This window comes from Altererythrobacter lutimaris, from assembly GCF_013371495.1.
In the GTDB taxonomy this organism is placed as follows: domain Bacteria; phylum Pseudomonadota; class Alphaproteobacteria; order Sphingomonadales; family Sphingomonadaceae; genus Erythrobacter; species Erythrobacter lutimaris_A.
Window position 1 is genome coordinate 2,771,496 of record NZ_JABWTA010000001.1, and the last position, 21,397, is coordinate 2,792,892.

19 protein-coding genes are annotated in these 21,397 nt (G+C 59.6%); 9 read left to right on the forward strand and 10 right to left on the reverse strand.

Going from position 1 to position 21,397, the window contains the following annotated elements; all coding sequences use genetic code 11:
• Positions 1-155 precede the first annotated feature (155 nt).
• The 6 genes from HUO12_RS13495 (at position 156) to HUO12_RS13520 (ending at position 6,590) form a co-directional block, all read left to right on the forward strand.
• A complete protein-coding gene (locus tag HUO12_RS13495) occupies positions 156-2,459 on the forward strand; it encodes a TonB-dependent receptor (RefSeq protein ID WP_176274469.1) in 2,304 nt (767 codons plus the stop codon).
• Between the two features lie 14 nt (positions 2,460-2,473).
• Complete coding sequence (locus HUO12_RS13500) at positions 2,474-3,355, forward strand: alpha/beta fold hydrolase (protein ID WP_176274085.1); 882 nt, start codon at positions 2,474-2,476, stop codon at positions 3,353-3,355.
• Positions 3,356-3,473: 118 nt separating this feature from the next.
• Positions 3,474-4,820 (forward strand): alkaline phosphatase PhoX, encoded by a 1,347-nt coding sequence (locus tag HUO12_RS13505; RefSeq protein ID WP_217905201.1) that lies wholly within the window; start codon positions 3,474-3,476, stop codon positions 4,818-4,820.
• Positions 4,821-4,829: 9 nt separating this feature from the next.
• Positions 4,830-5,393 carry a hypothetical protein gene (locus HUO12_RS13510; protein ID WP_176274086.1) on the forward strand — a complete coding sequence of 188 codons (564 nt, stop codon included), beginning with the start codon at positions 4,830-4,832 and terminating at the stop codon, positions 5,391-5,393.
• Positions 5,394-5,490: 97 nt separating this feature from the next.
• Complete coding sequence (locus HUO12_RS13515) at positions 5,491-6,129, forward strand: 6-phosphogluconolactonase (RefSeq protein ID WP_176274087.1); 639 nt, start codon at positions 5,491-5,493, stop codon at positions 6,127-6,129.
• Positions 6,117-6,590 (forward strand): NUDIX hydrolase, encoded by a 474-nt coding sequence (locus HUO12_RS13520; protein WP_176274088.1) that lies wholly within the window; start codon positions 6,117-6,119, stop codon positions 6,588-6,590. Before HUO12_RS13515 ends, HUO12_RS13520 begins: the two co-directional genes overlap by 13 nt.
• Before the next feature lies 1 nt (position 6,591).
• Here HUO12_RS13520 and dinB read toward each other — a convergent pair whose 3' ends face one another.
• Positions 6,592-7,734: a DNA polymerase IV gene (dinB, locus tag HUO12_RS13525; RefSeq protein ID WP_176274471.1), complete on the reverse strand. Its 1,143-nt coding sequence runs from the start codon at positions 7,732-7,734 to the stop codon at positions 6,592-6,594.
• A gap of 115 nt (positions 7,735-7,849) precedes the next feature.
• Here dinB and HUO12_RS13530 point away from each other — a divergent pair, with 115 nt between their 5' ends.
• Positions 7,850-9,109 carry a multidrug effflux MFS transporter gene (locus HUO12_RS13530; protein ID WP_176274089.1) on the forward strand — a complete coding sequence of 420 codons (1,260 nt, stop codon included), beginning with the start codon at positions 7,850-7,852 and terminating at the stop codon, positions 9,107-9,109.
• On the opposite strand, the gene HUO12_RS13535 is transcribed toward HUO12_RS13530, so the two are convergent.
• The 9 genes from HUO12_RS13535 to HUO12_RS13575 form a co-directional block, all read right to left on the reverse strand.
• On the reverse strand, positions 9,106-10,656 hold the full coding sequence (locus HUO12_RS13535) for an acyl-CoA carboxylase subunit beta (protein WP_176274090.1): 1,551 nt from the start codon (positions 10,654-10,656) through the stop codon (positions 9,106-9,108). The two genes, HUO12_RS13530 and HUO12_RS13535, sit on opposite strands and share 4 nt — an antisense overlap.
• A gap of 131 nt (positions 10,657-10,787) precedes the next feature.
• Positions 10,788-11,702, reverse strand: coding sequence for an aldo/keto reductase (locus HUO12_RS13540; protein WP_176274091.1), 915 nt, complete (start codon positions 11,700-11,702; stop codon positions 10,788-10,790).
• Positions 11,695-13,605 carry an acetyl/propionyl/methylcrotonyl-CoA carboxylase subunit alpha gene (locus HUO12_RS13545; protein WP_176274092.1) on the reverse strand — a complete coding sequence of 637 codons (1,911 nt, stop codon included), beginning with the start codon at positions 13,603-13,605 and terminating at the stop codon, positions 11,695-11,697. Before HUO12_RS13545 ends, HUO12_RS13540 begins: the two co-directional genes overlap by 8 nt.
• Positions 13,602-14,105: a hypothetical protein gene (locus HUO12_RS13550; protein ID WP_176274093.1), complete on the reverse strand. Its 504-nt coding sequence runs from the start codon at positions 14,103-14,105 to the stop codon at positions 13,602-13,604. Before HUO12_RS13550 ends, HUO12_RS13545 begins: the two co-directional genes overlap by 4 nt.
• A gap of 10 nt (positions 14,106-14,115) precedes the next feature.
• Positions 14,116-15,096 (reverse strand): phytoene/squalene synthase family protein, encoded by a 981-nt coding sequence (locus tag HUO12_RS13555; RefSeq protein WP_232367403.1) that lies wholly within the window; start codon positions 15,094-15,096, stop codon positions 14,116-14,118.
• A gap of 29 nt (positions 15,097-15,125) precedes the next feature.
• Positions 15,126-15,707: an LOG family protein gene (locus HUO12_RS13560; RefSeq protein ID WP_176274094.1), complete on the reverse strand. Its 582-nt coding sequence runs from the start codon at positions 15,705-15,707 to the stop codon at positions 15,126-15,128.
• The gene (locus tag HUO12_RS13565; protein WP_176274095.1) at positions 15,707-17,278 is read right to left on the reverse strand and encodes a phytoene desaturase; all 1,572 of its coding nucleotides are present in this window, start codon (positions 17,276-17,278) and stop codon (positions 15,707-15,709) included. The genes HUO12_RS13560 and HUO12_RS13565 overlap by 1 nt, the downstream gene beginning before the upstream one ends.
• Positions 17,275-18,492 (reverse strand): lycopene beta-cyclase CrtY, encoded by a 1,218-nt coding sequence (gene crtY, locus HUO12_RS13570; RefSeq protein WP_176274096.1) that lies wholly within the window; start codon positions 18,490-18,492, stop codon positions 17,275-17,277. The genes HUO12_RS13565 and crtY overlap by 4 nt, the downstream gene beginning before the upstream one ends.
• A 52-nt stretch (positions 18,493-18,544) precedes the next feature.
• Positions 18,545-19,342, reverse strand: a complete 798-nt coding sequence (locus tag HUO12_RS13575) for an SPFH domain-containing protein (RefSeq protein ID WP_176274097.1) — start codon at positions 19,340-19,342, stop codon at positions 18,545-18,547.
• Positions 19,343-19,677: 335 nt separating this feature from the next.
• Between HUO12_RS13575 and HUO12_RS13580 the strand changes: the two genes are divergently transcribed.
• Complete coding sequence (locus HUO12_RS13580) at positions 19,678-20,298, forward strand: DUF2585 family protein (protein WP_232367404.1); 621 nt, start codon at positions 19,678-19,680, stop codon at positions 20,296-20,298.
• A gap of 101 nt (positions 20,299-20,399) precedes the next feature.
• Positions 20,400-21,335 (forward strand): MipA/OmpV family protein, encoded by a 936-nt coding sequence (locus tag HUO12_RS13585; protein WP_176274098.1) that lies wholly within the window; start codon positions 20,400-20,402, stop codon positions 21,333-21,335.
• Positions 21,336-21,397 lie beyond the last annotated feature (62 nt).

Genomic DNA, 21,397 nt, shown 5'->3' on the forward strand with positions numbered 1-21,397 from the left:
ATACCAAAGTCGATCAGGCGCACGCAAGAATAAACTTGAAAGGTGGTTCAACTTTCAATAATGGAGCTTGCAATAAGTCTTGAAGGAGAGAGATCTTGGCACACTTCACTCAGCGTAATGCTGCGCGTTTTCTGATTGGTACCGCTGGTCTTGCGATGGCAGCCGCAATCGCACCTACAGCTGCGATGGCGCAGGATGGCGCTCCTTCCGAAGAAGCGAGCAATGACGATGCAGGCAATGTGATCGTTGTAACTGCGCGTCGCCGCGAAGAGCGCGCGCTCGATGTGCCGATTGCAGTCACGGCGATTTCGGCTGAGCAGTTGGAGCGTTCCGGAACGCTCGAAATCACGGAAGTGGCTCAGGAAGTTCCTAACCTCACCTTGGAAGTCAGCCGCGGCACGAACACGACGCTCACCGCCTTTATTCGCGGCGTGGGCCAGCAAGATCCCGTCGCAGGCTTCGAAGCGGGCGTTGGCCTTTATGTCGACGACGTCTATCTGAACCGCCCACAAGCCGCTGTGCTCGACGTCTATGATGTGGAACGGATCGAGGTTCTGCGCGGTCCGCAAGGTACGCTCTATGGACGCAATACAATCGGCGGCGCCATCAAATATGTGACGGCGCGCTTGCCTGATGAAACCCAGGTCAAGATCCGCGGAACCTATGGCTCCTACGATCAGGCTGACCTCGTGATCAGCGCCTCGACCCCAATCAGTGACAGCTTGCGCATTGGCGCGAGCGGCGCACGACTCTCGCGCGGCGGCTTTGGCGACAATCTGGAGCTCGGCACAGAGAACTACAACAAGGACGTGTGGGCTGCGCGCGGCACGCTTGAGTTCGACAATGGCCCGCTCTTCGTCCGTCTTGCCGGCGATTACGTGAAGGACAATTCCGAAGCGCGCCAAGGCGGCCGCTTGATCCCCGGCTTGTTTACCGGCGCGCCTGTGCTTGATGATCCATACGACACGCGCGCAGGTCTCGATATCGTCGATCAGGAAGTTGAAGCCTATGGCGGCTCGCTCAACATTGCAGTTGAGCTTAGTGACACGATAACATTGAAATCGATCACCGGCTATCGCGAAGACAAGTCTACGACACCAATCGACTTTGACAGCCTGCCAGAGGCTGATCTTGACGTGCCGGCGATCTATGAAAACGACCAGTTCAGCCAGGAGCTGCAGCTGCTCTACGAAGGCGACCGTTTGTCCGGCGTGCTGGGCGCATACTATCTCGATGCGAACGCGTTCACAGCCTTTGACGTGGCGCTGTTCACCACTGGCGCATTGCCATTTGTTGGTCTTCCGGGCCTGAACGCGCAGACGCTCGGTGATGTCGAGACTGAGACCTGGTCGATCTTCGGTGACTTCACTTATGACATCTCGGACCAGTGGAGCATTTCGCTGGGTGGCCGCTACACCAATGACAAGCGCACCAGCCGCGTTCTGCGTACGACATTCATCGGCGGCTTCTCCGATCTGTTTGATCCGGACAGCGCAGCCATTCCGATCGCGGTCACATCGGATTTCGAAGGCAGCGAGACCTTCAAGGAATTTACGCCGCGTGCTTCGATCAGCTTCCAGCCAAACGAGAACCACAACTTCTACTTCACCTATTCACGCGGCTTCAAAGGCGGCGGCTTTGACCCGCGCGGTCAGACCAGCTCTGCGCCTGATCTCGACGGTGATGGCGATATCGATTTCGACGACGAGTTCGAGTTCCTGCGCTTTGCGCCTGAAACGGTCGACAGTTACGAGCTCGGCTGGAAAGCATCGCTGCTCGACAATGCCGTGAATATCGCGCTCGCGATCTTCAAGAGCGACTATAATGATGTCCAGATCCCTGGCTCTGTCGGCGTCGACAGCGACAATGATGGCGTTTTTGAAAGCTTTGTCGGCATCACGTCCAACGCGGCGAGCGCAGACGTGAACGGCATCGAGTTTGAAGGCAATGCCTTGGTCGGACGCGACTTTGCAGGAGACGGCAGCCGGTTCTCGATCAACTGGTCGCTCGGCATTCTGGACGCGGACTTCAACACTTTCATCGATGCCTTTGGTGTCGATGTGGCTGACCAGCGAGTGTTCCAGAATACGCCTGACGTGACAGGGCATATGGGCTTCAACCTCGGCATTCCGGCGGGCAGCGGGATGGTCGATTTTCTCGGCTCTGTGTCGCTTCGCTCGGATGCGAGCCAGTTCGAAGTACCGAATGAATTCCTCGATCAGGACGGGTTTGCGCTCGTCGATGCGAGCCTTGTGTACACCGATGACAGCGATTTCTTCTCTATCGGAATTCACGGCAAGAACCTGTTCGACAAGCGTTACATCGTGGCCGGCTACAACTTCGTCGCAGGCGGAACGGGCGGTGCTCCATTCACGTCGACGCTGGGCTTGGATGGTACGCTGACAGGCTTCTATGGCGATCCGCGGCGGGTGTTCGTGACGGGCGAAATCCGCTTCTGATTTGAGGCGGAGCGGTGACTGAGGCAAAGCTCTACCGCGAGCATTTCTATCGTAGCGCGGACGGGACGCTTGATCTGTTCGCGCGCGACTACCCCGCAGATGAAGCTGGCGCGGACCGGATACCCCTGCTGATGATGCATGGGCTGACGCGCAATTCAGCCGATTTCGAGCCGCTGATCGCGTTGCTTGGAGCGGGAACAAGGCGAATGATCGTGCCCGACCAGCGCGGTCGTGGACGGTCTGATTACGATCTTGATCCAGCCAGCTACCGACCGGACGTTTACGCGGCCGACATGTGGGCGCTGCTCGATGGGCTGGGGATCGATAGAGTCGTTTGCATCGGGACTTCGATGGGCGGCCTCATCTCCATGGTAATGGGCGCGCAAGCGCCTGAGCGCATTCATGGCATCGTCCTGAATGACGTGGGGCCCGAAGTCTCCGAAGAGGGCCTCGAGCGTATACGCGGCTATGTCGGCCCTACAGAGCCCATTGCAGACTGGGTAGATGCGGCTGCTCGCTGCGAAGCAATCAATGGCAGCGCGCTGCTTGGCTTCACTCCCGATGACTGGATGGCATTTGCGAAGCGCGCGTGCCGGGAGCTGCCCAATGGCGTGATCGAATTCGCTTACGATCCCGCGATCTCTCAAGGGATGGCAGAGGACGACACCGCGACAGTGCCGCCTGATCTGTGGAGCCTGTGGGCTGCTCTGCGTGATATACCGGTCCTCTCGATCCGGGGCGCGCATAGCGATATCCTGACTGCGGAAACGGTGATTCAAATGGCAAAGCGACGGGACGGCGATATGGCCTATGTCGAAGTGCCTGATCGCGGCCATGCGCCAATCCTTGACGAGCCAATAGCTGCGGCTGCCATCAGCGGATTTCTCGCGCGCTGATCTCCAGCAAGGCCAGTTTGAGAATTTTCGCACACGGTTTGAGAATTTGACCCGTGTCATCATTGCTTCATCTTGCTATCGCAATAGCAAGACAGGATTGGATGATACGGAGTTTTTGATGCCTGCTGCGATGAACCGTCGCTCTTTCGTTGGAGCCACCGGCTCAGCTTTTGCTGCCTTGATTGCCAGCGGCTGCACAGTGCGCGCGCCGCAATCTACTGCGAGTGCACCGGCAGCGCCCGCCATACTGGCTGCTGACGTTTACGGGCCGCTCAAGGCCGATCCTGCAGGTATGCTCGATTTGCCAGAGGGTTTTTCTTACCGGCTCATTTCGAGCCTTGGCGACGCGATGACAGACGGCGGAACAGTGCCGGACAAAGCTGATGGCATGGGCTGCATCGATATGGGTAATGGGAAAATTGCGCTCGTCCGCAATCACGAATTGCTGCCCTGGGACGATATGGGCGGCGATGTCACCACCGGCTATGACACAATGCCCGATGGCAAGGTCATGGCTGGCGGTACGACCAACATCATCCTCGATGCGGAGACGCTAGCGGTCGAGAAACAGCATCGCACGCTTGCCGGCACGATCCGCAATTGTGCAGGCGGCACAACGCCGTGGGGCACTTGGCTCAGTTGCGAAGAGCCAGGCTCGCGGGGGCTTGAGCTGAAGAACCACGGCTATGCATTTGAAGTGCCAGCTGATGCAGACGGTCTGGTGGACCCAGTGCCGCTGAAAGCCATGGGCCGTTTCAACCATGAGGCGGCTGCTGTCGATCCTGTGACAGGCTATATCTTTGAGACAGAAGATATGAGCGACGGACTGATCTATCGCTTCATCCCGGCCGAAGCAGGACGCTTGTCGGCGGGCGGCAAGCTGCAAGCGCTCGCGCTGGTCGATGGACCGACAGACAGCCGCAATTGGGACGCCGTAACAATGAAAGTTGGCGAGAAGCATGCGGTGCGCTGGATCGATCTCGACGATCCGGAAAGCCCCAATGAAGACTTGCGCGCTCGAGGTGCTGCGCAAGGCGCGCTTGTCGTTGCGCGCGGTGAAGGCATGCATATGGGCGATGGCGAGGTCTACATTTGCTCAACCAGCGGTGGGGCTGCCAAGGTTGGCCAGATCTTCCGCCTGACGCCTGGCCGCAATGGCGCGGACGACATGCTGGAGCTGTTCTTCGAAAGCGAGAACAAGGACCAGTTCAACTATGGCGACAATCTCTGTGTGGCGCCCAATGGCCAGCTGATTGTTTGCGAAGACCAGTACACGGACGTGGTCGACAATCGTTTGATCGGGATCACGCCCGAAGGTAAAGCTTATGTGTTTGCGCGTCTTACCATGCAGACAGAGCTTGCAGGTGCGTGCTTCTCGCCTGATGGCAAGTGGCTGTTTGTAAACGCCTATTCGCCAACGCGGACATTCGCGATCCAGGGCCCTTGGGCAGAGAACGCTGCGTAAGGCGCTTCGTTGGAAATAGCGATTGGCGTTTTTCTGGCCGCAGCTTGGGCTGCTCAGGTCGGCACAGCCCGCGAACTGGTCGCGCATCTGGCGACGTCACTCGGGCGATCTTCCGGCTTGCTTCTGGTCGCGCTGATTAGCGCGATCCTGACGAGTGCCTTTACCGCTATGGCTGGCGCATGGTTTGCGCAGCAGTTGATTGGCGCAGAGCGGGCGGCCCTGATCGCAGGCGTTCTCGCCCTCTCGGCAGCAATGCTGCTGGGAAATCGCTCACTCACACTGGCTAAAGAACCGACGCGCTCGTTAGGCGCAATCTTCTTGGTCTTGCTCGCAAGGCAGGCATTGGACCCGGCGCGGCTGCTCATCTTTGCAGGGGCTGCGATGATCGCAGATCCAATTCCAGCTGGTTTTGGGGGATCAATAGGGTCTGCCGCCATGCTGTTGACAGCATGGTCCGTCCCCCAGCAGGCCTTAGGTAAGCGCGCCGCTCTCATCCTGCGCGTGACGCTGGCAGTGCTTGCTTTGGTAGTTGCAGCAATGGTCCTTTGGATTGGACTGAACATCGGCGCCTGAGCCAAGCTGCGCCAAGACGAAACAGACCCGAAAATAGCGGTGTATTTGTTGCTCGGCCGCTTTGTCCTTGCCTCGCGGGTTTGATACCAAGCTCGCAATGATACAGGCCGATATCGTATTGCGCGCAAAGCCCGGGGAAGTCGCTGACTGGCTTGAGAACAGGCTTTCGCACGCGCTTGGTCAAAGTGCAGATGCTCAAGTGGCGATTTGTGTGCCGGGAGGCTCGACGCCGTTTCCGATCATGGAAGAAATGGTGAAGCGCGATCTTGATTTTGCGCGACTGCATGTATGGCCGGGTGATGACCGTGTAGTGCCAGAGGACCACGAGGCGTCCAATACCGGCAAGATCCGCGCGCTATTCGAACCGGTCGGTGCTCGTGTCCACGCATTGAGCGAAGGCAGCGCGCCGCCGCGCTTTGCGGTCAGCTGGCTCGGGATGGGCTCGGACGGGCACATTGCATCGCTCTTCCCGAATACCGATCCGCAGGTCGATGATCCTCAACCAGTAAGGCGCTTAACCCCCGACCCGTTGCCGCCACATGCGCCGTTTGATCGCATTACGCTGACCATCCCCGCGCTCGTCAATGCGGACAATGTGCTGTTCACGCTTGGCGGAGCGGACGACAAATGGGATGTTTTTGACGGCGCGCTTAAGCGCAAGCATGATTTGCCCATCGCGCGCTTCCTCCATGCTGCGATCGCACAAAGCAGGAGGCCGGTTACATGCTTCGCTTGATGCCCAAACCCATGCACCGCGCCTTCTACCGCCTCGCGCATACGATGCGCACTTACTATTGGCGGATCACTCGACCGACCATCCATGGTTGCGCAATGATTGCGCAAAATGATGCGGGCGAAGTGCTGCTGGTGCGGCCTTCGTATGGCAAGCGCTTGTGGCAATGGCCCGGCGGCGGCGTGGCCGAACATGAGGATGTCGTCTCGGCGGCATCGCGCGAAGTGGTTGAAGAAACGGGATTGCAAGTGGAAGGCGTGCGTTCGCTCGGCGAAACGCGCAAGATGCTCTATGGCGCGACGAATGTCGTTCATGTGTTTGCAGGCTCTGCCAGAGGCCGACCGCGTTCTGACGAGCGCGAGATCGAAGAAGCCGGATGGTTCGCGCCTGATCGTTTGCCCAATCGGCGCAGCATCTATGTCGATGAATATCTGATCAATTACCGCGGCAGCCTGCGGATCTGATCTACAGCAGCGAAAGCTGCGCTGTGTCCTTTGGAGGGTCATTCTTCGATCCCTCGCGTTCCAAGTTCGACAAGGTCAGTCCCATCAGGCGGATCGGCATGGCGAGCGGCAGCGTCTCTTCAAGAATAGTATGTGCCGTCTGAGCGAAGGTCGCCTTGCTATCAACCGGGCCTGAAAGTGACTTGGACCGCGTTATCGTCTGAAAGTCGGTGTATTTCATCTTCAAGGTTATGGTCCGGCCCTTGGCGCCGGTTCGCTCAATCGAGTCCCACACTATGTCGATGATGTTGTCGAGAGTTTCGCGCAGCGCTGGGCCAGATGAGATATCTTCGCTGAATGTGCGCTCCCCGCCGACTGACTTGCGTTCCCGATGTGCGCGCACTGGCCGCAGGTCGATGCCTCGTGCAGCGCGATAGAGATAGTCAGCTGAGCTGCCGAAGTTCTGGCGCAGGAAGTCTATATCTTTTGCGGCAAGATCTGCGCCTGTCTCGATGCCAAGCCTGTGCATCTTCTCTTCGGCCTTGGGGCCGACACCGTGGAAGCGCCGCACCGGAAGCTTGGCCACGAAATCCGCGCCTTCACCCGGGCGGATGACGCACATCCCGTCAGGCTTGTTCTGATCGCTCGCGATCTTTGCGAGGAATTTGTTGTAGCTTACCCCCGCACTTGCGGTCAGTTTGGTCTTTGCGCGTATCTCTTGCCGGATGAGCTCTGCGATCCGTGTTGCAGAACCAATGCCGAGCAGATCGTCCGTCACATCGAGATAAGCTTCATCTAGGCTCAGCGGTTCTACATGCGGGGTATGATGGTGGAAGATCGCGCGGATTGTCCGGCTGGCTTCCTTATATGCGTCAAACCGGTGCCGCACGAAAATGAGATCCGGGCAAAGCCTTTTGGCTGTGACAGAAGGCATCGCGCTCCGCACGCCGAACTTGCGCGCTTCATAGCTGGCTGCGGCCACCACACCGCGTCCGCCTGATCCACCGACCGCGACGGGCTTGCCGCGCAGCTCAGGATCGTCGCGCTGCTCGACGCTCGCGAAGAACGCATCCATGTCGATATGAATGATCTTGCGTAGGCCCATATTGGTCTCCGCATCCCGCTCATCGCGAGAGTGATCATCATTAGAAGCGTCACTCGCCATGCGAACAAAGTAGAGTGCGGCGGCGCTTGAGGGAACCTCTCGCGCCATCAATCGCTGTTGCAACTCGAGCAGATCGCGCTTTGCAAACTGCAAGAACGCGCCCAAGGACATCGGAATGCTTTCCAAAGCCGCCCCATCAGATACTTTGAGTCAGCGCGAGCTGATCTTTCTGATGGCTATGATCATGAGCCTGCAAGCGTTCGGTATCGACTCCATGCTGCCTGCGCTCGGCATTATGGGCGAAGAGCTGGGCGGTGCTGGAAACGAACGGCAATATGTGATCGTGTCCTACTTCCTCGGTTCCGGAATTGGCGCGTTCATTCCCGGCGCTTTCGCTGATCGCTTTGGCAGGCGCCCTGTGCTGTTCTTCGGGCTTGCCAGCTATGTTGTGTTGTCGCTTGCTTGCGCGCTGGTCACCGAATTCTGGACACTGATCGCGATCCGCCTTGCTCAGGGGATCACATGCGCAGGGTTGAGCGTTGTGCCCACTGCGATTGTGCGCGACCGGGTGGGGGGCGACAAGATGGCGCGCATGATGAGCCTTATCATCATGATTTTCCTCGCTGTGCCCATCTTCGCGCCCGCGCTCGGTCAGTTGATCCTGATGGTGGCAGACTGGCGCGCGATCTTCCTGATGATGGCGTTCATGGGGTTGGCGGTTGGCCTGTGGGTGTGGTTCCGCTTGCCGGAATCGCTGACGAAGGAGAACGTCCAGGATATCGACCCAAAAACAATCCTCAAGAACATGGGCATCTCGCTCTCCAATCGGGTGTCGGTTGGCTATGTTCTTGGTGCCGCTCTGGTGTTTGGTTCGCTGTTCGGCTTCCTCAATTCGAGCCAGCAGCTAATCGCCGAAAGCTTCGGCGCAGGCGACTATTTCGCACTGATCTTTGGAGCTTCCATTGTCGGCATGGTCGTCGCGAGCTTTACCAATTCGCGCATCGTCGAAAAATTCGGTGCGCGCCGCGTCAGTCACTCGGCTGTGATCGGTTTTCTCATTATCAGCAGTCTGATGGCGATTTCAGCATGGGACGGCGAGCAAACCTTGTGGGAATTCGTCCCGCTTCTCGCGCTCAACATGACAGTACTGGGCTTTGTCGGTGCGAATTTCAGCTCCATCGCGATGCAGCCATTCCAGCATATTGCCGGGGCCGCTTCGTCCGCACAGACCAGCGTACGCATGATCACTGGAGCCGTTTTAGGCGCAGCGATTGGGCAAGCCTATGACGGGACTGCCCTGCCGCTTAGTCTCGCCATGGTCGCTTGCGCACTCGCAGCGCTTGCCATGGTGCTCTACAGCGAACGCGGTAAGCTCTTCCGCCGACCGAGCCAAGCACGCCGGTATATGATCCTGCACGATATATTGAGAGGCTAGGTTCCTGAACGAAGACGCCGCCAAGCAAGTTCGGCGAATTCGCACAGCAAGGGCCGCGTGTCGCGCGGGTCGATAATGTCTTCAACGTTGAAGCGTTCGGCGCTGCGGAAAGGCGAAGTGACTTTGTCGAGCCGCGCACGGATCGCTTCCAGTTCTGCAGCTGGATCTTCAGCGGCTTCCAGCTCGGACTTGTAAGCTACTTCAAGCCCGCCTGCGATGGGGAGCGAGCCCCAATCGCCCGAAGGCCAGCAGTAGCGGTACTGGAAAGTCTCCGCATTGCTCATCGCGCTCCCCGCAATCCCATAGGCGCGGCGCAGCACGACGCAGCTTAGAGGTACGCTCGCCTTATAGACCGCGTTCATGGCCTGAACGCCGTAGCGGATGGTGCCCGCCATTTCAGCTTCGCGTCCGATCATGAAGCCCGGATTGTCAACCAGATGGACGATGGGCAGGCGGAACTGGTCGGCGAGTTTGACGAAGCGTTCGACCTTTTCTGAGGTCTTGGCCTCCCACGACCCGCCGAGGAAACTCGGGTCGCTCGCGAGCACAGCCACGGGCCATCCATCGAGCCTCGCCAGCGCTGTGATGCAGGCCCGGCCCCACATCTGGCCTATCTCGAACACGCTACCTCGGTCGAACACCATTTCAAGGCAGCGGCGCATCGAATAGACCTGTTTCGGGTCGCGCGGGACAAGGCTGAGCAAGGCCTCCTCGCGCCGGTCAACAGGGTCTGCGCATTCGGTCCGCCGTGCATGCTGACCGACATGCTCCGGCATGAAGCTGAGGAAATGGCGCGCGCGGGCGAAGGCTTCTGCTTCGCTTGCAACCTCGTCATCGACCACGCCATTGCGCGTGTGAATGTCCGAACCGCCTAGGTCCTCTTTCGCTTGCTGATGGTTGTCCGAGCCTTTGTAGCTTTCACCAAGACCATCGACGACAGCAGGACCGGCAGCGAAAATCTGGGAAAGCCCGCGCACCATGATCGAGTAATGACTGGCCACGGTCCGCGCTGCGCCAAGCCCCGCCGTCGGCCCAAGCGCCAACGCCACGACCGGCACGCTATCGAGGTTTTTGACCACGTCTGACCAACCCGGAACAGCCGGGATGTAAGTTGCGCCGATCTGCTCGAGTGTCTTGACCGAGCCGCCGCCGCCCGTGCCGTCGATCATGCGGATGATGGGCAGTTTCAGCTCATGAGCCATCTTTTCGGCCTGCACCATCTTGCGGCTGATGCCTGCATCGGCGGCCCCGCCGCGAATGGTGAAATCGTCTGCTGTTGCGACAACCGGGCGGCCATTGATTGTGGCTTTGCCGAAGAGGAAGGGGGCAGGTGTGACGCCCGTCAGATCGCCGTTTTCGTCATACAGGCCCTTGCCCGCGATCTTGCCGATCTCTCGGAACGAACCTTCATCGGTGAGCGCCGCAAGCCGCGCGCGTGCATCCATTTTTCCGCGCCCATGCTGACGCGCGACCTTGGCTTCGCCGCCCATCTGCTCGGCAAGCGCTTCGCGTTGGCGCAATTCTTCGAGTTCGCGTTCCCAGCTCATTTTATCTGTTTCGGGCCATGGCCACCCGCTCCCTCCACCCTTCCACCCGGATCATCACTCCGGAGTAGCATTCGGGTGGAAGGGTGGAGGGAGCAGGTGGCCCCGTCAATCCAAATCAACGTCAGTGCAAATTAGGGCAATGGCGCGCCTCTTGAAGCCGCAAAGACCGAATACCATTCTGCGCGCGACCATTGGACCTGGAGCGCCTCAGTCGCCTCGGCAATGCGTGTCGCATTCTGAGAGCCGATGATCGGAATGATCCCCGCCGGATGCGCCATCAGCCAGCTATAGGCAGCCACAGCTCGATCGATCCCCTTGGCATCGGCGACAGCGCCCAGCGCGCGGGCGACGGCATGTTCGCGCTCGCTTTCCGGGCGCATCAGGCGCCCGCCGCCGAGCGGTGACCAGGCCATCGGCGTAAGCCCCATGCGTATGGCCTGATCCAGCTCGCCATTGTCAAACGGATCGATCCGCAGCGGCGATATTTCCGGCTGCGTGGTGGCAAGCGGCGTATCCAAGAAACGGCTCAGCGTCGTGATCTGCGCAGGCGTGAAGTTCGAGACGCCAATCGCGCGGACCTTGCCGCTGGCGATGGCGCTTTCCAGAAAGCCTGCGAGCTCTTGCGGGTGCGTGAGGATATCGGGCCGATGGATCTGGTAGAGATCGATCTGCTCGACCCCAAGCCGGGTGAGCGAGGCATTGAGCGCGCTGTCCATATATTCGCGCGACTGGTCATAGGGCAGCGGCGGCATGATCCCGCCTTTGCTGGCGAGCACAATGCGGCCGCGCAGCGAGGTGTCTTCAGCGAGCGCTTTACCAAACAGCGCCTCCGCATCGCCGAAACCATCCGTGCCGTTGAAACCGTAAATGTCCGCGGTGTCGAAGAAAGTGATCCCGGCATTGAGCACAGTGTTGGAAAGCGCGACGACATCGGAAGCGCTTTCGCAAGTCTCTGTCAGCCGCCACATGCCCCAGGCCAGGCTGCTGACTTCGATGCCCGATTTGCCAAGCTGGCGGCGGGCCCGGGTGAGGGCTAGCTCACTCATCAGATGCTGGCTCCACGACGCAGAGCACCGCCTCGACCTGCACTTGCCCGCCGGTGCAGGCCGCAAGTTCCGTGACGGTCCCGTCAAACGGCGCGGTGAGCGCGTGCTCCATCTTCATCGCTTCAAGCACCATCAGGCGCTGGCCCGCATTGACCGCATCGCCCTCGGCCACGTCGACCGCGATGACCTTGCCCGGCATCGGCGCGAGGATCGCGCCATCTGCGGCGGAGGCTACTCCGATTTCAAAGCGCGGTGGCGCTTCGAACAAGAAGGCCTCACCAAATTCGGTCACAATCACCTTCTGGTCTGAAATAGCAGAATGAAAAGGACCCGCCAGTCGGAAGCTTCCCACATTTTGATCTGCATTGCCGATCAAAGTCTGCCCGCGAGAAGATAGTACAACCGTTCGTTTGGCTGAGCCATTGAGACGAAACCCTAGTTGTTCCTCAGGCAATAATACTGCCGGCAAATCGTCAAAGGCAAAGTCTGCCTCGAGAAATGCTAATGCGGCGCGATCCGTTGCAGCCTTGCTAGGTTGCTCGGGCGGCATCAACAGCTCTCCAAGTTGCTCGATAAGACCAGTTGTTAGATTGGCCTGTGAGAAGTCCTCGCTACCAAGGCAAGCGTAAAGAAAACCGCCATTTGTGCGGACGGGTGAGACGAATGACTTTGAGAGTGTCCGCATAAGGTCAATGCGGGCAGTGTCGCGATCGCCTGAGTGCACGATGACCTTCGCAATCATCGGGTCATAAAAGGGCGAAATTTCATCACCTTCCTCAACCCCGGTATCAACACGCTCTTCGTCATGAAGATAGAAATGCTCCAACCGCCCCGTACTCGGAAGAAACCCCTTCGCCGGGTCCTCTGCATAGAGCCGCGCCTCAATCGCCCAGCCATTGATGCTCAATTCGTCCTGCTTCAGCGGGATCGGCTCGCCGCTGGCAACCCGCAGCTGCCATTCGACGAGGTCCACCCCCGTGATCTCCTCGGTCACCGGATGTTCCACCTGAAGCCGCGTGTTCATTTCCATGAAGAAGATACGGTCGGCGCGCAGACCTTCGCTGGCGTCGGCGATAAACTCAATCGTGCCTGCGCCCTCATAGTCCACCGCTTTCGCGGCGCGCACGGCGGCGGCGCAGATTTCTTCGCGGGTCGCCTCGTCCATGCCGGGGGCGGGGGCTTCCTCGATCACTTTCTGGTGGCGGCGTTGCAATGAGCAGTCGCGCTCGAACAGGTGGACGACGTTGCCGTGGCTGTCGCCAAACACCTGCACTTCGATATGGCGGGGTGAAGTGATCCACTTTTCCAGCAGCACTTCGTCATTGGAGAAGCTCGCCTTGGCCTCGCGTTTGCAGCTTTCGAGGCTCGCCTCGAAGTCTGCTGCGGCATCGACCTTGCGCATCCCCTTGCCGCCGCCGCCCGCCACGGCCTTGATGAGCACCGGATAGCCGATGGCGTCGGCCTCTTGCTTGAGGCGCTCGACCGACTGGTCCTCGCCCTCATAGCCGGGAGTGACAGGCACACCCGCTTCACGCATCAGTTTCTTGGCAGCGTCCTTGAGGCCCATCGCTTCGATGCTCGAAGGCTTCGGGCCGACCCAGATAAGGCCAGCGTCGATAACAGCCTGCGCAAAGCCCGCATTCTCCGACAGGAAGCCGTAACCCGGATGGATCGCCTCCGCCCCGGTTTCCTTCGCCGCCGCGATGATCTTCTCGCCGACGAGATAGCTTTCCGCAGCGGGCGAGGGGCCGATATGCACTGCCTCGTCTGCTGAACGCACATGCAGCGCCTTGGCATCCGCATCAGAATAGACCGCGACGGTGGCGATCCCCATTTCGCGCGCGGTGCGAATTATGCGGCAGGCAATCTCGCCCCTGTTGGCGATGAGCAGCTTTGTCATCATTGTGCAGGAACCTCAGGCGCGCCGAGCGTCGCGCATTCCTCAACCGCAGTCATGGTGAAGCTGGTATTGCCCACTTTCCACCCGTCCTCGGTCTTGACCATGCTCATGGAGTTGATGCCGCAATGGGTCGGTGTGCCGTTCAACAGGAACACATACGGGCCCCAGACATGCGCCATGTCGCCATCGATCAGCACGCTTTCATAATTCATATATTCATCGACCCCGGCCGCGCTGGTGAGCCATGCTTCGAGATGCGTCCCCGCCGGCACGATCATCGTGCGGGCGTTGTCGGGATCGCGCCGGTCATGGACGAAGATCACGGCTTCAGCGAGGAGCTCGTCAGCCAGCGCTGTCTTGTCTGGATCGCGCAGGGCTTCGAAGAACGCATCGGCTGCGGCGATGACATCCGCGCGCTCTTCGACGGCTGCGTCGCTATGGTCATTGGCGAGTGCGCCGGAGGCCAAGCCCAACGCGGCTACGATTGTCCAAGTTCGTTTCATACGAAACGGGTTAGGACGCGCGGCCCATTTCGGCAAGCTCTGTGCGCGTCCATTTGGGCATGGCTTCGAGGCTCGGCGGGCGGTTGCGCAAGGCCTCGAAGAAAGCCGCCGTCACATGCCCGATCTTCTGCGCCTTTGATGTGTAGACGCGGTGATCCCAAGCGGCAGTCCCCTTGGCTTCCACTTCGCGGCCGATCGCGGTGTAGATGCGCGCCGCAGACAGGATCGCCCAGCGGCTGCGGAAGGGAAGCTTGGCTGCTCCAATCCGGCTGGCCGCTGCGTGATGCTCCATCAGCGCGATGAGCCTTGCGGCCATGTCTGCCAATTCCTGCCGGTGATGCGGTTTGGTATGCTGGCCGGGCTCAATGTCTTCCTCGACCAGCCAGATGGCGGGCAGATAGCAGCGACCCACGGCATCATCCTCGACCACATCGCGCGCAATATTCGCAAGCTGGAAGGCAAAGCCGAGGTCGGCAGCGCGATCCAAGGTGAAGGCGTCCTCGCGCTTCACCCCCATCACCAGCGCCATCATCACGCCAACAGCGCCTGCGACATGCCAGCAATAGCGCATGAGGTCCGCTTCGCTGCGTGGGCGCCAGTCATCTGCATCAAGCTCAAACCCGGCAATGACCGCATCAGCATCTTCCATGGTCAGCCCGACTTCGGAGGCGACTTGTCCGAAGGCGTCAAAGGCCGGGTCAGCGGTCGGCTGGCCGTCCAGTGCCGCTTGTGTGAGCAGCCGGATGTGCTTGACCGCTTCTCCGATGTCGGACTGATCGCCCAGCGCGCCGCCCATGTCCTGCGCATCTGCCAAGTCATCGCACCGCCTGCACCAGGCGTAAAGCATCCAGACGCGCTCGCGGGTGGTTTTGTCGAATAACCGGCTGGCGGCGGAAAAGCTCTTTGAACCGTCCGCGATGGCCAAGCGGGATTTCTCGACCAGCGCGGCGCGGTGGCGCATTCCGCCGGGCTCGCGAATGGTCTCGCGCATGAATTGCGAGGGCGCGAGCGGGCGCTCTTTCACAGATCCTCGGCTTTCATCCGGAAGATCGGCGTATGCGGTACGTAAGCCTGCATTTTCTCGAGCAGGTCGGACATCTTGTCTGCATGGATCAGAATGTTCTGATGGGCAGGGCGCACAAAGCCGACATCGCCCATCTTCTTGTTGAACGCGATGAGCTCGTCAAAGAAGCCGAAAGCGTTGAGCACGCCGACCGGATCGGAATGATAGCCCAATTGCGCCCAGCTGATCGCTTCCCACAGCTCGTCCATAGTGCCGACCCCGCCTGGCAAGGTCACGAAGCCATCGGACAAGTCCGTAAAGGCTTGCTTGCGCTCATGCATGCCGGACACGACATGCAGCTCGGTGCAGTCGGTGTTCGCGATTTCGCTGCCAGCAAGCGCTTCAGGGATGATACCGATGACTTCGCCGCCTTGCTCTAGCGCGCCGGTTGCCACCGCGCCCATCAGGCCGAGCCGCCCGCCGCCATAAACGACGCCAATGCCCTTGGCAGCGAGAGTCATCCCGACATTGCGGGCGAGTTTAAGATAGCGCGGGTCCTCTGGCGAAGCAGAGCCGCAATAAACAGCGAGGCGTTTCATCAGGCGGTCTTTACCGCCAAGTCCTCCAGCATCAAGCCTGCGGTTGCTTTCGCGCTGCCGACAACGCCGGGAATGCCTGCGCCCGGATGCGTGCCTGCACCGACGAGGTAGAAATTGTCGATCACATCGTCGCGGTTGTGGCCGCGGAAGAACGCGCTTTGGGTCAGCACCGGCTCAAGGCTGAAAGCGCTGCCTAGATGCGCATTCAAATCGGTTGAGAAGTCGCTCGGCGCGTAATGGAACTTCGTCACGATGCGCTCGTGAATGTCGGGGATCAGGCGGCGGCCGATCTCGTCGAGAATGCGTTTCTCGAGGATCGGTCCGACTTCGTCCCAATCAACCGCCAGCTTGCCCTGATGCGCGACGGGAACGAGCGCGTAGAACGTGCTCTTGCCCTTGGGCGCCATGCTGGGGTCAGTCACAGTCGGATGGTGCAGGTAGATCGAGAAATCCTGCGGTAGCACGCCGTGATCGTAAATATCCTGCAGCAGCCCTTTGTAGCGCGGCCCGAACAGGATCATGTGATGCGCGATGCCCGGCCAGGTTCCGTCGAGCCCGAAATGGACCACGAACAGTGACGGACTGAACTTCTTGCGCGCCAGAGACTTTGCATATTTCTGACCGCGCTTCGAACCCGACAGCAAGTCCTTGTAGGAATGCATGATATCGGCATTGCTTGCGACGGCATCGAAGCGTTCGCGCCAACCGCTTTTGGTTTCGACTTCGCTCGCTTTCGTGCCGATGGTGTGAACCTGAACCACCGGATCGCCCACGCGGATCGTGCCGCCGAGGCGTTCAAAATGGCGCACCATGCCTGCGATCAAGCGATTGGTCCCGCCGCGCGTCCACCACACGCCGCCATCCTTTTCCAGCTTGTGGATCAGCGTGTAGATCGCAGAAGTCTTCATCGGATCGCCGCCAACGAGCAGCGTGTGAAAGGAAAGCCCTTCGCGCAGCTTCTCGTTCTCAATGAAGCTCGACACCATCGAATAGACGCTGCGCCAGGCCTGCTTCTTCATCAGAGCAGGTGCGGCCTTCAGCATGGACTTGAAATCGAGGAACGGTTTGTGACCAAGCTCGAGATAGCCTTTCTCGTAGCATTGCTCTGAATACTCCAGGAACCGCTGATAGCCGGCGACGTCGGCTGGATTGAGCTTCGCGATCTCGTCATTCAGCTCATTTTCGTCGTTGGAGTAATCGAAATTGGTGCTGTCAGGCCAGTTGAGCCGGTAGAACGGCATGACCTTCATCAGTTCAACATCTTCGGCCATGTCATGGCCGGACAGCGCCCACAGTTCCTTCAGGCAGTCAGGATCTGTGACAACGGTCGGCCCGGCATCGAAAGTGAAACCGTCTTTTTCCCAATAGTAAGCCCGGCCACCCGGCTTGTCGCGCGCTTCCACGATTGTCGTTTGAATGCCAGCGGATTGCAGCCGGATCGCGAGCGCCATCCCGCCAAACCCGCTGCCGACGACGCAAGCGCGCTTGCCGTCATATTTGCCTTGCTCGGCAGAGGTCAACGCGCCGTCTCCGGCTGTGATGTCGTTATTGATCGTCGTTTCGACATTCATGCCGGTTTCTCCGTCGAAAGGGGCGTGCCGCGAGACAGCAACGCTTTGATAGCCCGCGAAATAGGTACGGGCGGTTCGCCGCTCAGGATGCGGACCTTGTCCGACCAGGTTGAGCCGCCTGCATAGAAGCGTTCGACCAGATCATCGGACAAGTCATAGAAATGCTGGAACACCACAACTCGTTCCTCGGGATTGGCCGCTTCGAAAAGCATGCGCGAGAGCAAGCGGTAAAAGCCGGTGCGGCGCCAATGCGCATCAGCGCGTTTCTGGCAGAAGGTGGCGAGCTCGTTCGCGGTGGTGGATGGCGCGCTTTTCAGCAGCTCTGCAATAGCGAGCGCATTCTCCACAGCGAACGGCAAAGTATAGCTGGTGAGCGGGTGTGAAAAGCCGCCTTGCGCGCCTGCCATGGCGACACCCGGCACGCGCCGGTCAGCCAGCGCCGCGTTCAAGTCACCGCCTGTCAGTACGGGCAAAATCCCTGTCTCATGCGCCATCACCTCGCCGTGCCAGCCGTGACGCGTGGCATAGGCTTGCGTGCGGCTCCACAGCTGGTCCTTATCCATCTTCGGGTGATCGGCATAATAGGTGTCTTCGACGAAAACTTCCGTCTCGCTCAGCGGCAGGACATAGACGAAGCGATAGGCGGAGCCATTACCATGCGGTGCAATCTGATCGACGGTTGCGTCCATGATGACCGGCCGCGTGAGCCCGTGCGGCTCGTCGCATTGGATGTGCTGGCCGAGAAAGACCTGCCATCCGCCTGCAAGATGCGCGCTCGGCTTGAAGGTCCGGCAGTCGACCACGCGTTTGGCTTCGATCCGCTCACCCCCTGCCAGCGTAATTCCGCAGTCATCGAGCGCCTCGACCCGCGCGCTGAACCGCACGCTTTCAGCAGGCAGCTCGCCAATCAGCTTGCGGTGAAACTCCTCGCTTGTGAGCGAGCGGTAAGAGGTCTCCAGCGTCTTCTCGTATTTGGGAAAGGCGATGTCATAGCCTTCATCCCAGCGATTGATCGCGAACGAGGCAAGCAATGTGTCGCCATCTTCGCCAAGATCTGTTTCAAACCAGCTCCAGCGGTGATTGCCGCCGAGAACTTCGCCCGCTTCCAGAACGATGAAGCGCACATCTGGCGCGCGGCGATGCAGCGCGAGCGCGATCAGCCCGCCAGCAAGCCCGCCGCCTGCAATCGCTACATCATACGCCCGTTCGCTCATTACGCAGATGCCCTAGGCCAGCGCGCAAAGCGGGGCAATGGAAAGTGAACGCTTAACCCTGAGGCTTTTCTGCCCCGGGAACGCTTTCGGGCGGACTGCCCAGCACAAAAGTCTTCGCGCCTTTCGCGGTTTCCATGGTTTGCAGCATGCGCAACTGTGCAAGCTGGGGATTGTCCGCGAGGTTGCGTGCCGCGTTGGCAAGCGCGCGCAGGGATGCCTGTTCAGCGCGCGCCCGTTCCAATCCGGCTAGGCCCTCGCGCCGCGCGCGCTCGACTTCCGTGAACATTTTGCGCACTTCAGGAGGCAAAGTGATCGAAGTCAGCAAAAGATTATCGAGCTGGACCCCGGGCAAAACCTTGGCGACTTCAGTTGAAACGCCTTCCAGCGCGCCTGCTGGATCGTCCAGGAATTCCTCCAGCGTTTTCGCAGCGACCGCTTCCATGATCCCGTTGGAAAGCACAGGGTTGAGTAACGACAGGCGCATTTCAGGCCCAGTGTAGAACTGCGCCATGTCCTTTGAGATTGGCGGGGTTCCTTCGTGAAATTCGCGGGCATTTGCGATTGTAACGAGCGGCGTAACCATGACACGAAAGGAAAACTGGTCCTTACTAATGACTTCAAACACGTTCGGGCTGAGCGCAGTTGCCACGGTAGCAATTACGACAAGTTGCTCGCTGCGAAGCGGATCAAACCTGCGATAGACCCCAGGCTCGAGCGCTTCAGCGAACACCTCGTTGCGATAGAGCAGTCCCGAATGACCAGCTGGCACAGTGTGCTTCACGAATCCCGCCCGCAAAAACAGCGCGAGAACCGCAAGAATGACAACGCCCGCAAGCAAATCCCAGATCATTCATCCCCCCAATTCTGTCTGCAATCGATAGACACCCTCTGCTATCACAACCGAGCGGCGGGAGCCCGAAGCCCGCAAAGCCGCTCGACGGCTGCCGCGCGAAGCGGCTGACAGCAGAGGGTGCCCTTTCTTGGATCGAGTAAGAGTCGATTGCACCCATCTGCTGGGATAGCCGCGCTTTATGTGTGACCTGTGGCCCGCGCCCGACAATCCCGTGGAGGGGAGTCGAACCCCTCAAAGGTGTGTGTCGATCTCTGTTGCCCTCTTGTCAACCGGCAGGGCGCACACAGCTCATATCCCCAGACGCTTGGCGTGCCCTACTTGCCAAGCGTCGCATGCTGATTCATCTCTTGCGGCCGATGGGCACGCTCATACCGAACCGCAAAACGATAATCGTTTCTCTCGTACTGACAGTGGCGACTGTGCTGATCCTGCTCGCCATGGGGCGCCCGCCGATCTGCGAATGCGGTTACGTCAAACTCTGGCATGGCCTGATCAACGATGCGGGCAATTCGCAGCATATTTCGGACTGGTACACGCCCAGCCACATCATCCATGGCATGATATTCTATGCGCTCGGTTGGTGGATCTTCGTCAAGCGCGGCTGGGGCGGGGCGAATGCGTTTCGATGGGGCTTGCCGCTCGCGGTATTTCTCGAAGCATTCTGGGAAGTGCTGGAGAACACGCCGCTGGTAATTGACCGGTTCCGCTCTGTCACAGCCAATTTCGGATATTCCGGCGATAGTGTGCTCAATTCCTTCGCCGATATTGGCTGGATGAGCTTCGGCTTCTGGCTGGCGCTGCGCTTGCCTGTGAAAGTGACCATCGCCCTTGCTCTTGTCGGCGAGATCGTTGCGGGCTGGGTCGTGCGGGACAATCTGACGTTCAACGTGATTATGCTAGTTTACCCGATTGAAGCAATCGCGGAATGGCAAGCGGCGAGCACTCACGGATAGTTCATCTGCCCTGTTTCAGACACTTGGCCGCGATCAAGGCGAGGAACGCTTTCCTGCACCGATCGCTTGATGGCTGAAGTAGAGCACAAGGCAGAGTCGCAATGATACGGACCGGATTTCTCAGCGCCGCGCTGGTCGGCGGATTTGCTACGCCTGCGCTGGCGGACGAGCGACCAGAAAAGAGCGACACCGCTGCCGAAGAGTACGAGGCCCAAGCTGAAACCCGTCAGGAGGGCCCGCCGCCCGGCGGCCAAGGTGGTCCGCCAGGTGGCCGTCCTCCGAGTGTGTTCGATGGCGACTGGGTAACAGTGGGTGTCGGGGTAGGTGTTGGCTCGAGCTATTCTGGCTCCGATGATTACCGGATCTCGCCAGCGCCCGTCCTGCAAGGCAGCATTGGCGGTATCCGGCTCGCGCCGCGTCCGGCAGGGCTGGCCGCTGACTTCATTCCTGATGGCGAGGGGCGGATCACGTACAGTTTCGGCCCCAGCTTCCGCGTGCGCAGCGACCGCGCGGACGATATCGAGGATGAAGTCGTCGAGCTCGCTGGCGAACTCGACCGTGCATTCGAGCTGGGCTTTTCCAGCGGCATCGGGATCAGTCAGGTATTCGGGCGCGCCGACAATCTCGGGTTCGAGCTGGATGTGCGGTGGGATGTGGCAGGCGCGCATTCAGGCCGCGTGATCGAGCCGCAGATCGCTTACTTTACGCCGATCAATCGCGGGATGATCGGTATTTTCAATCTGAGCGCGCAATTCGTCGATGACGATTTTGCGGACTATTATTACTCGGTCGATGCCGCGCAAAGCGCAGCGACAGGTCTTGCACCATTTCAGGCTGAAGGCGGGCTCAACAGCATCGGCGCGAACGCGCTGCTGATCATCGATCTCGACGGCAACCTCGCCAATGGCGGGCTGTCAGCGGTCGTCATTGGCGGCTATTCACGCCTGCAAGGCGATGCGGCGGACACGCCCTACACGAGCGTGCGCGGTGATGCGAACCAGCTCTTCGGCGCGCTGGGAATTGCATATACGTTCTAAGTGCGTGGGCGACGGTAGACTCGTGTATGGCGTTCGTCCTGCTTCAGCTTGACCTGAGCTTT

Bases quoted from the DNA above. Each gene is read 5' to 3' on its own strand.
- HUO12_RS13495 (WP_176274469.1), top strand. From the start codon at position 156: ATGGCAGCCGCAATCGCACCTACAGCTGCGATGGCGCAGGATGGCGCT.
- HUO12_RS13505 (WP_217905201.1), top strand. From the start codon at position 3,474: ATGCCTGCTGCGATGAACCGTCGCTCTTTCGTTGGAGCCACCGGCTCA.
- HUO12_RS13515 (WP_176274087.1), top strand. From the start codon at position 5,491: ATGATACAGGCCGATATCGTATTGCGCGCAAAGCCCGGGGAAGTCGCT.
- HUO12_RS13520 (WP_176274088.1), top strand. From the start codon at position 6,117: ATGCTTCGCTTGATGCCCAAACCCATGCACCGCGCCTTCTACCGCCTC.
- dinB (WP_176274471.1), bottom strand. From the start codon at position 7,734: ATGGCGAGTGACGCTTCTAATGATGATCACTCTCGCGATGAGCGGGAT.
- HUO12_RS13530 (WP_176274089.1), top strand. From the start codon at position 7,850: ATGCTTTCCAAAGCCGCCCCATCAGATACTTTGAGTCAGCGCGAGCTG.
- HUO12_RS13535 (WP_176274090.1), bottom strand. From the start codon at position 10,656: ATGAGCTGGGAACGCGAACTCGAAGAATTGCGCCAACGCGAAGCGCTT.
- HUO12_RS13540 (WP_176274091.1), bottom strand. From the start codon at position 11,702: ATGAGTGAGCTAGCCCTCACCCGGGCCCGCCGCCAGCTTGGCAAATCG.
- HUO12_RS13545 (WP_176274092.1), bottom strand. From the start codon at position 13,605: ATGATGACAAAGCTGCTCATCGCCAACAGGGGCGAGATTGCCTGCCGC.
- HUO12_RS13550 (WP_176274093.1), bottom strand. From the start codon at position 14,105: ATGAAACGAACTTGGACAATCGTAGCCGCGTTGGGCTTGGCCTCCGGC.
- HUO12_RS13555 (WP_232367403.1), bottom strand. From the start codon at position 15,096: ATGCGCGAGACCATTCGCGAGCCCGGCGGAATGCGCCACCGCGCCGCG.
- HUO12_RS13560 (WP_176274094.1), bottom strand. From the start codon at position 15,707: ATGAAACGCCTCGCTGTTTATTGCGGCTCTGCTTCGCCAGAGGACCCG.
- HUO12_RS13565 (WP_176274095.1), bottom strand. From the start codon at position 17,278: ATGAATGTCGAAACGACGATCAATAACGACATCACAGCCGGAGACGGC.
- crtY (WP_176274096.1), bottom strand. From the start codon at position 18,492: ATGAGCGAACGGGCGTATGATGTAGCGATTGCAGGCGGCGGGCTTGCT.
- HUO12_RS13575 (WP_176274097.1), bottom strand. From the start codon at position 19,342: ATGATCTGGGATTTGCTTGCGGGCGTTGTCATTCTTGCGGTTCTCGCG.
- HUO12_RS13580 (WP_232367404.1), top strand. From the start codon at position 19,678: ATGCTGATTCATCTCTTGCGGCCGATGGGCACGCTCATACCGAACCGC.
- HUO12_RS13585 (WP_176274098.1), top strand. From the start codon at position 20,400: ATGATACGGACCGGATTTCTCAGCGCCGCGCTGGTCGGCGGATTTGCT.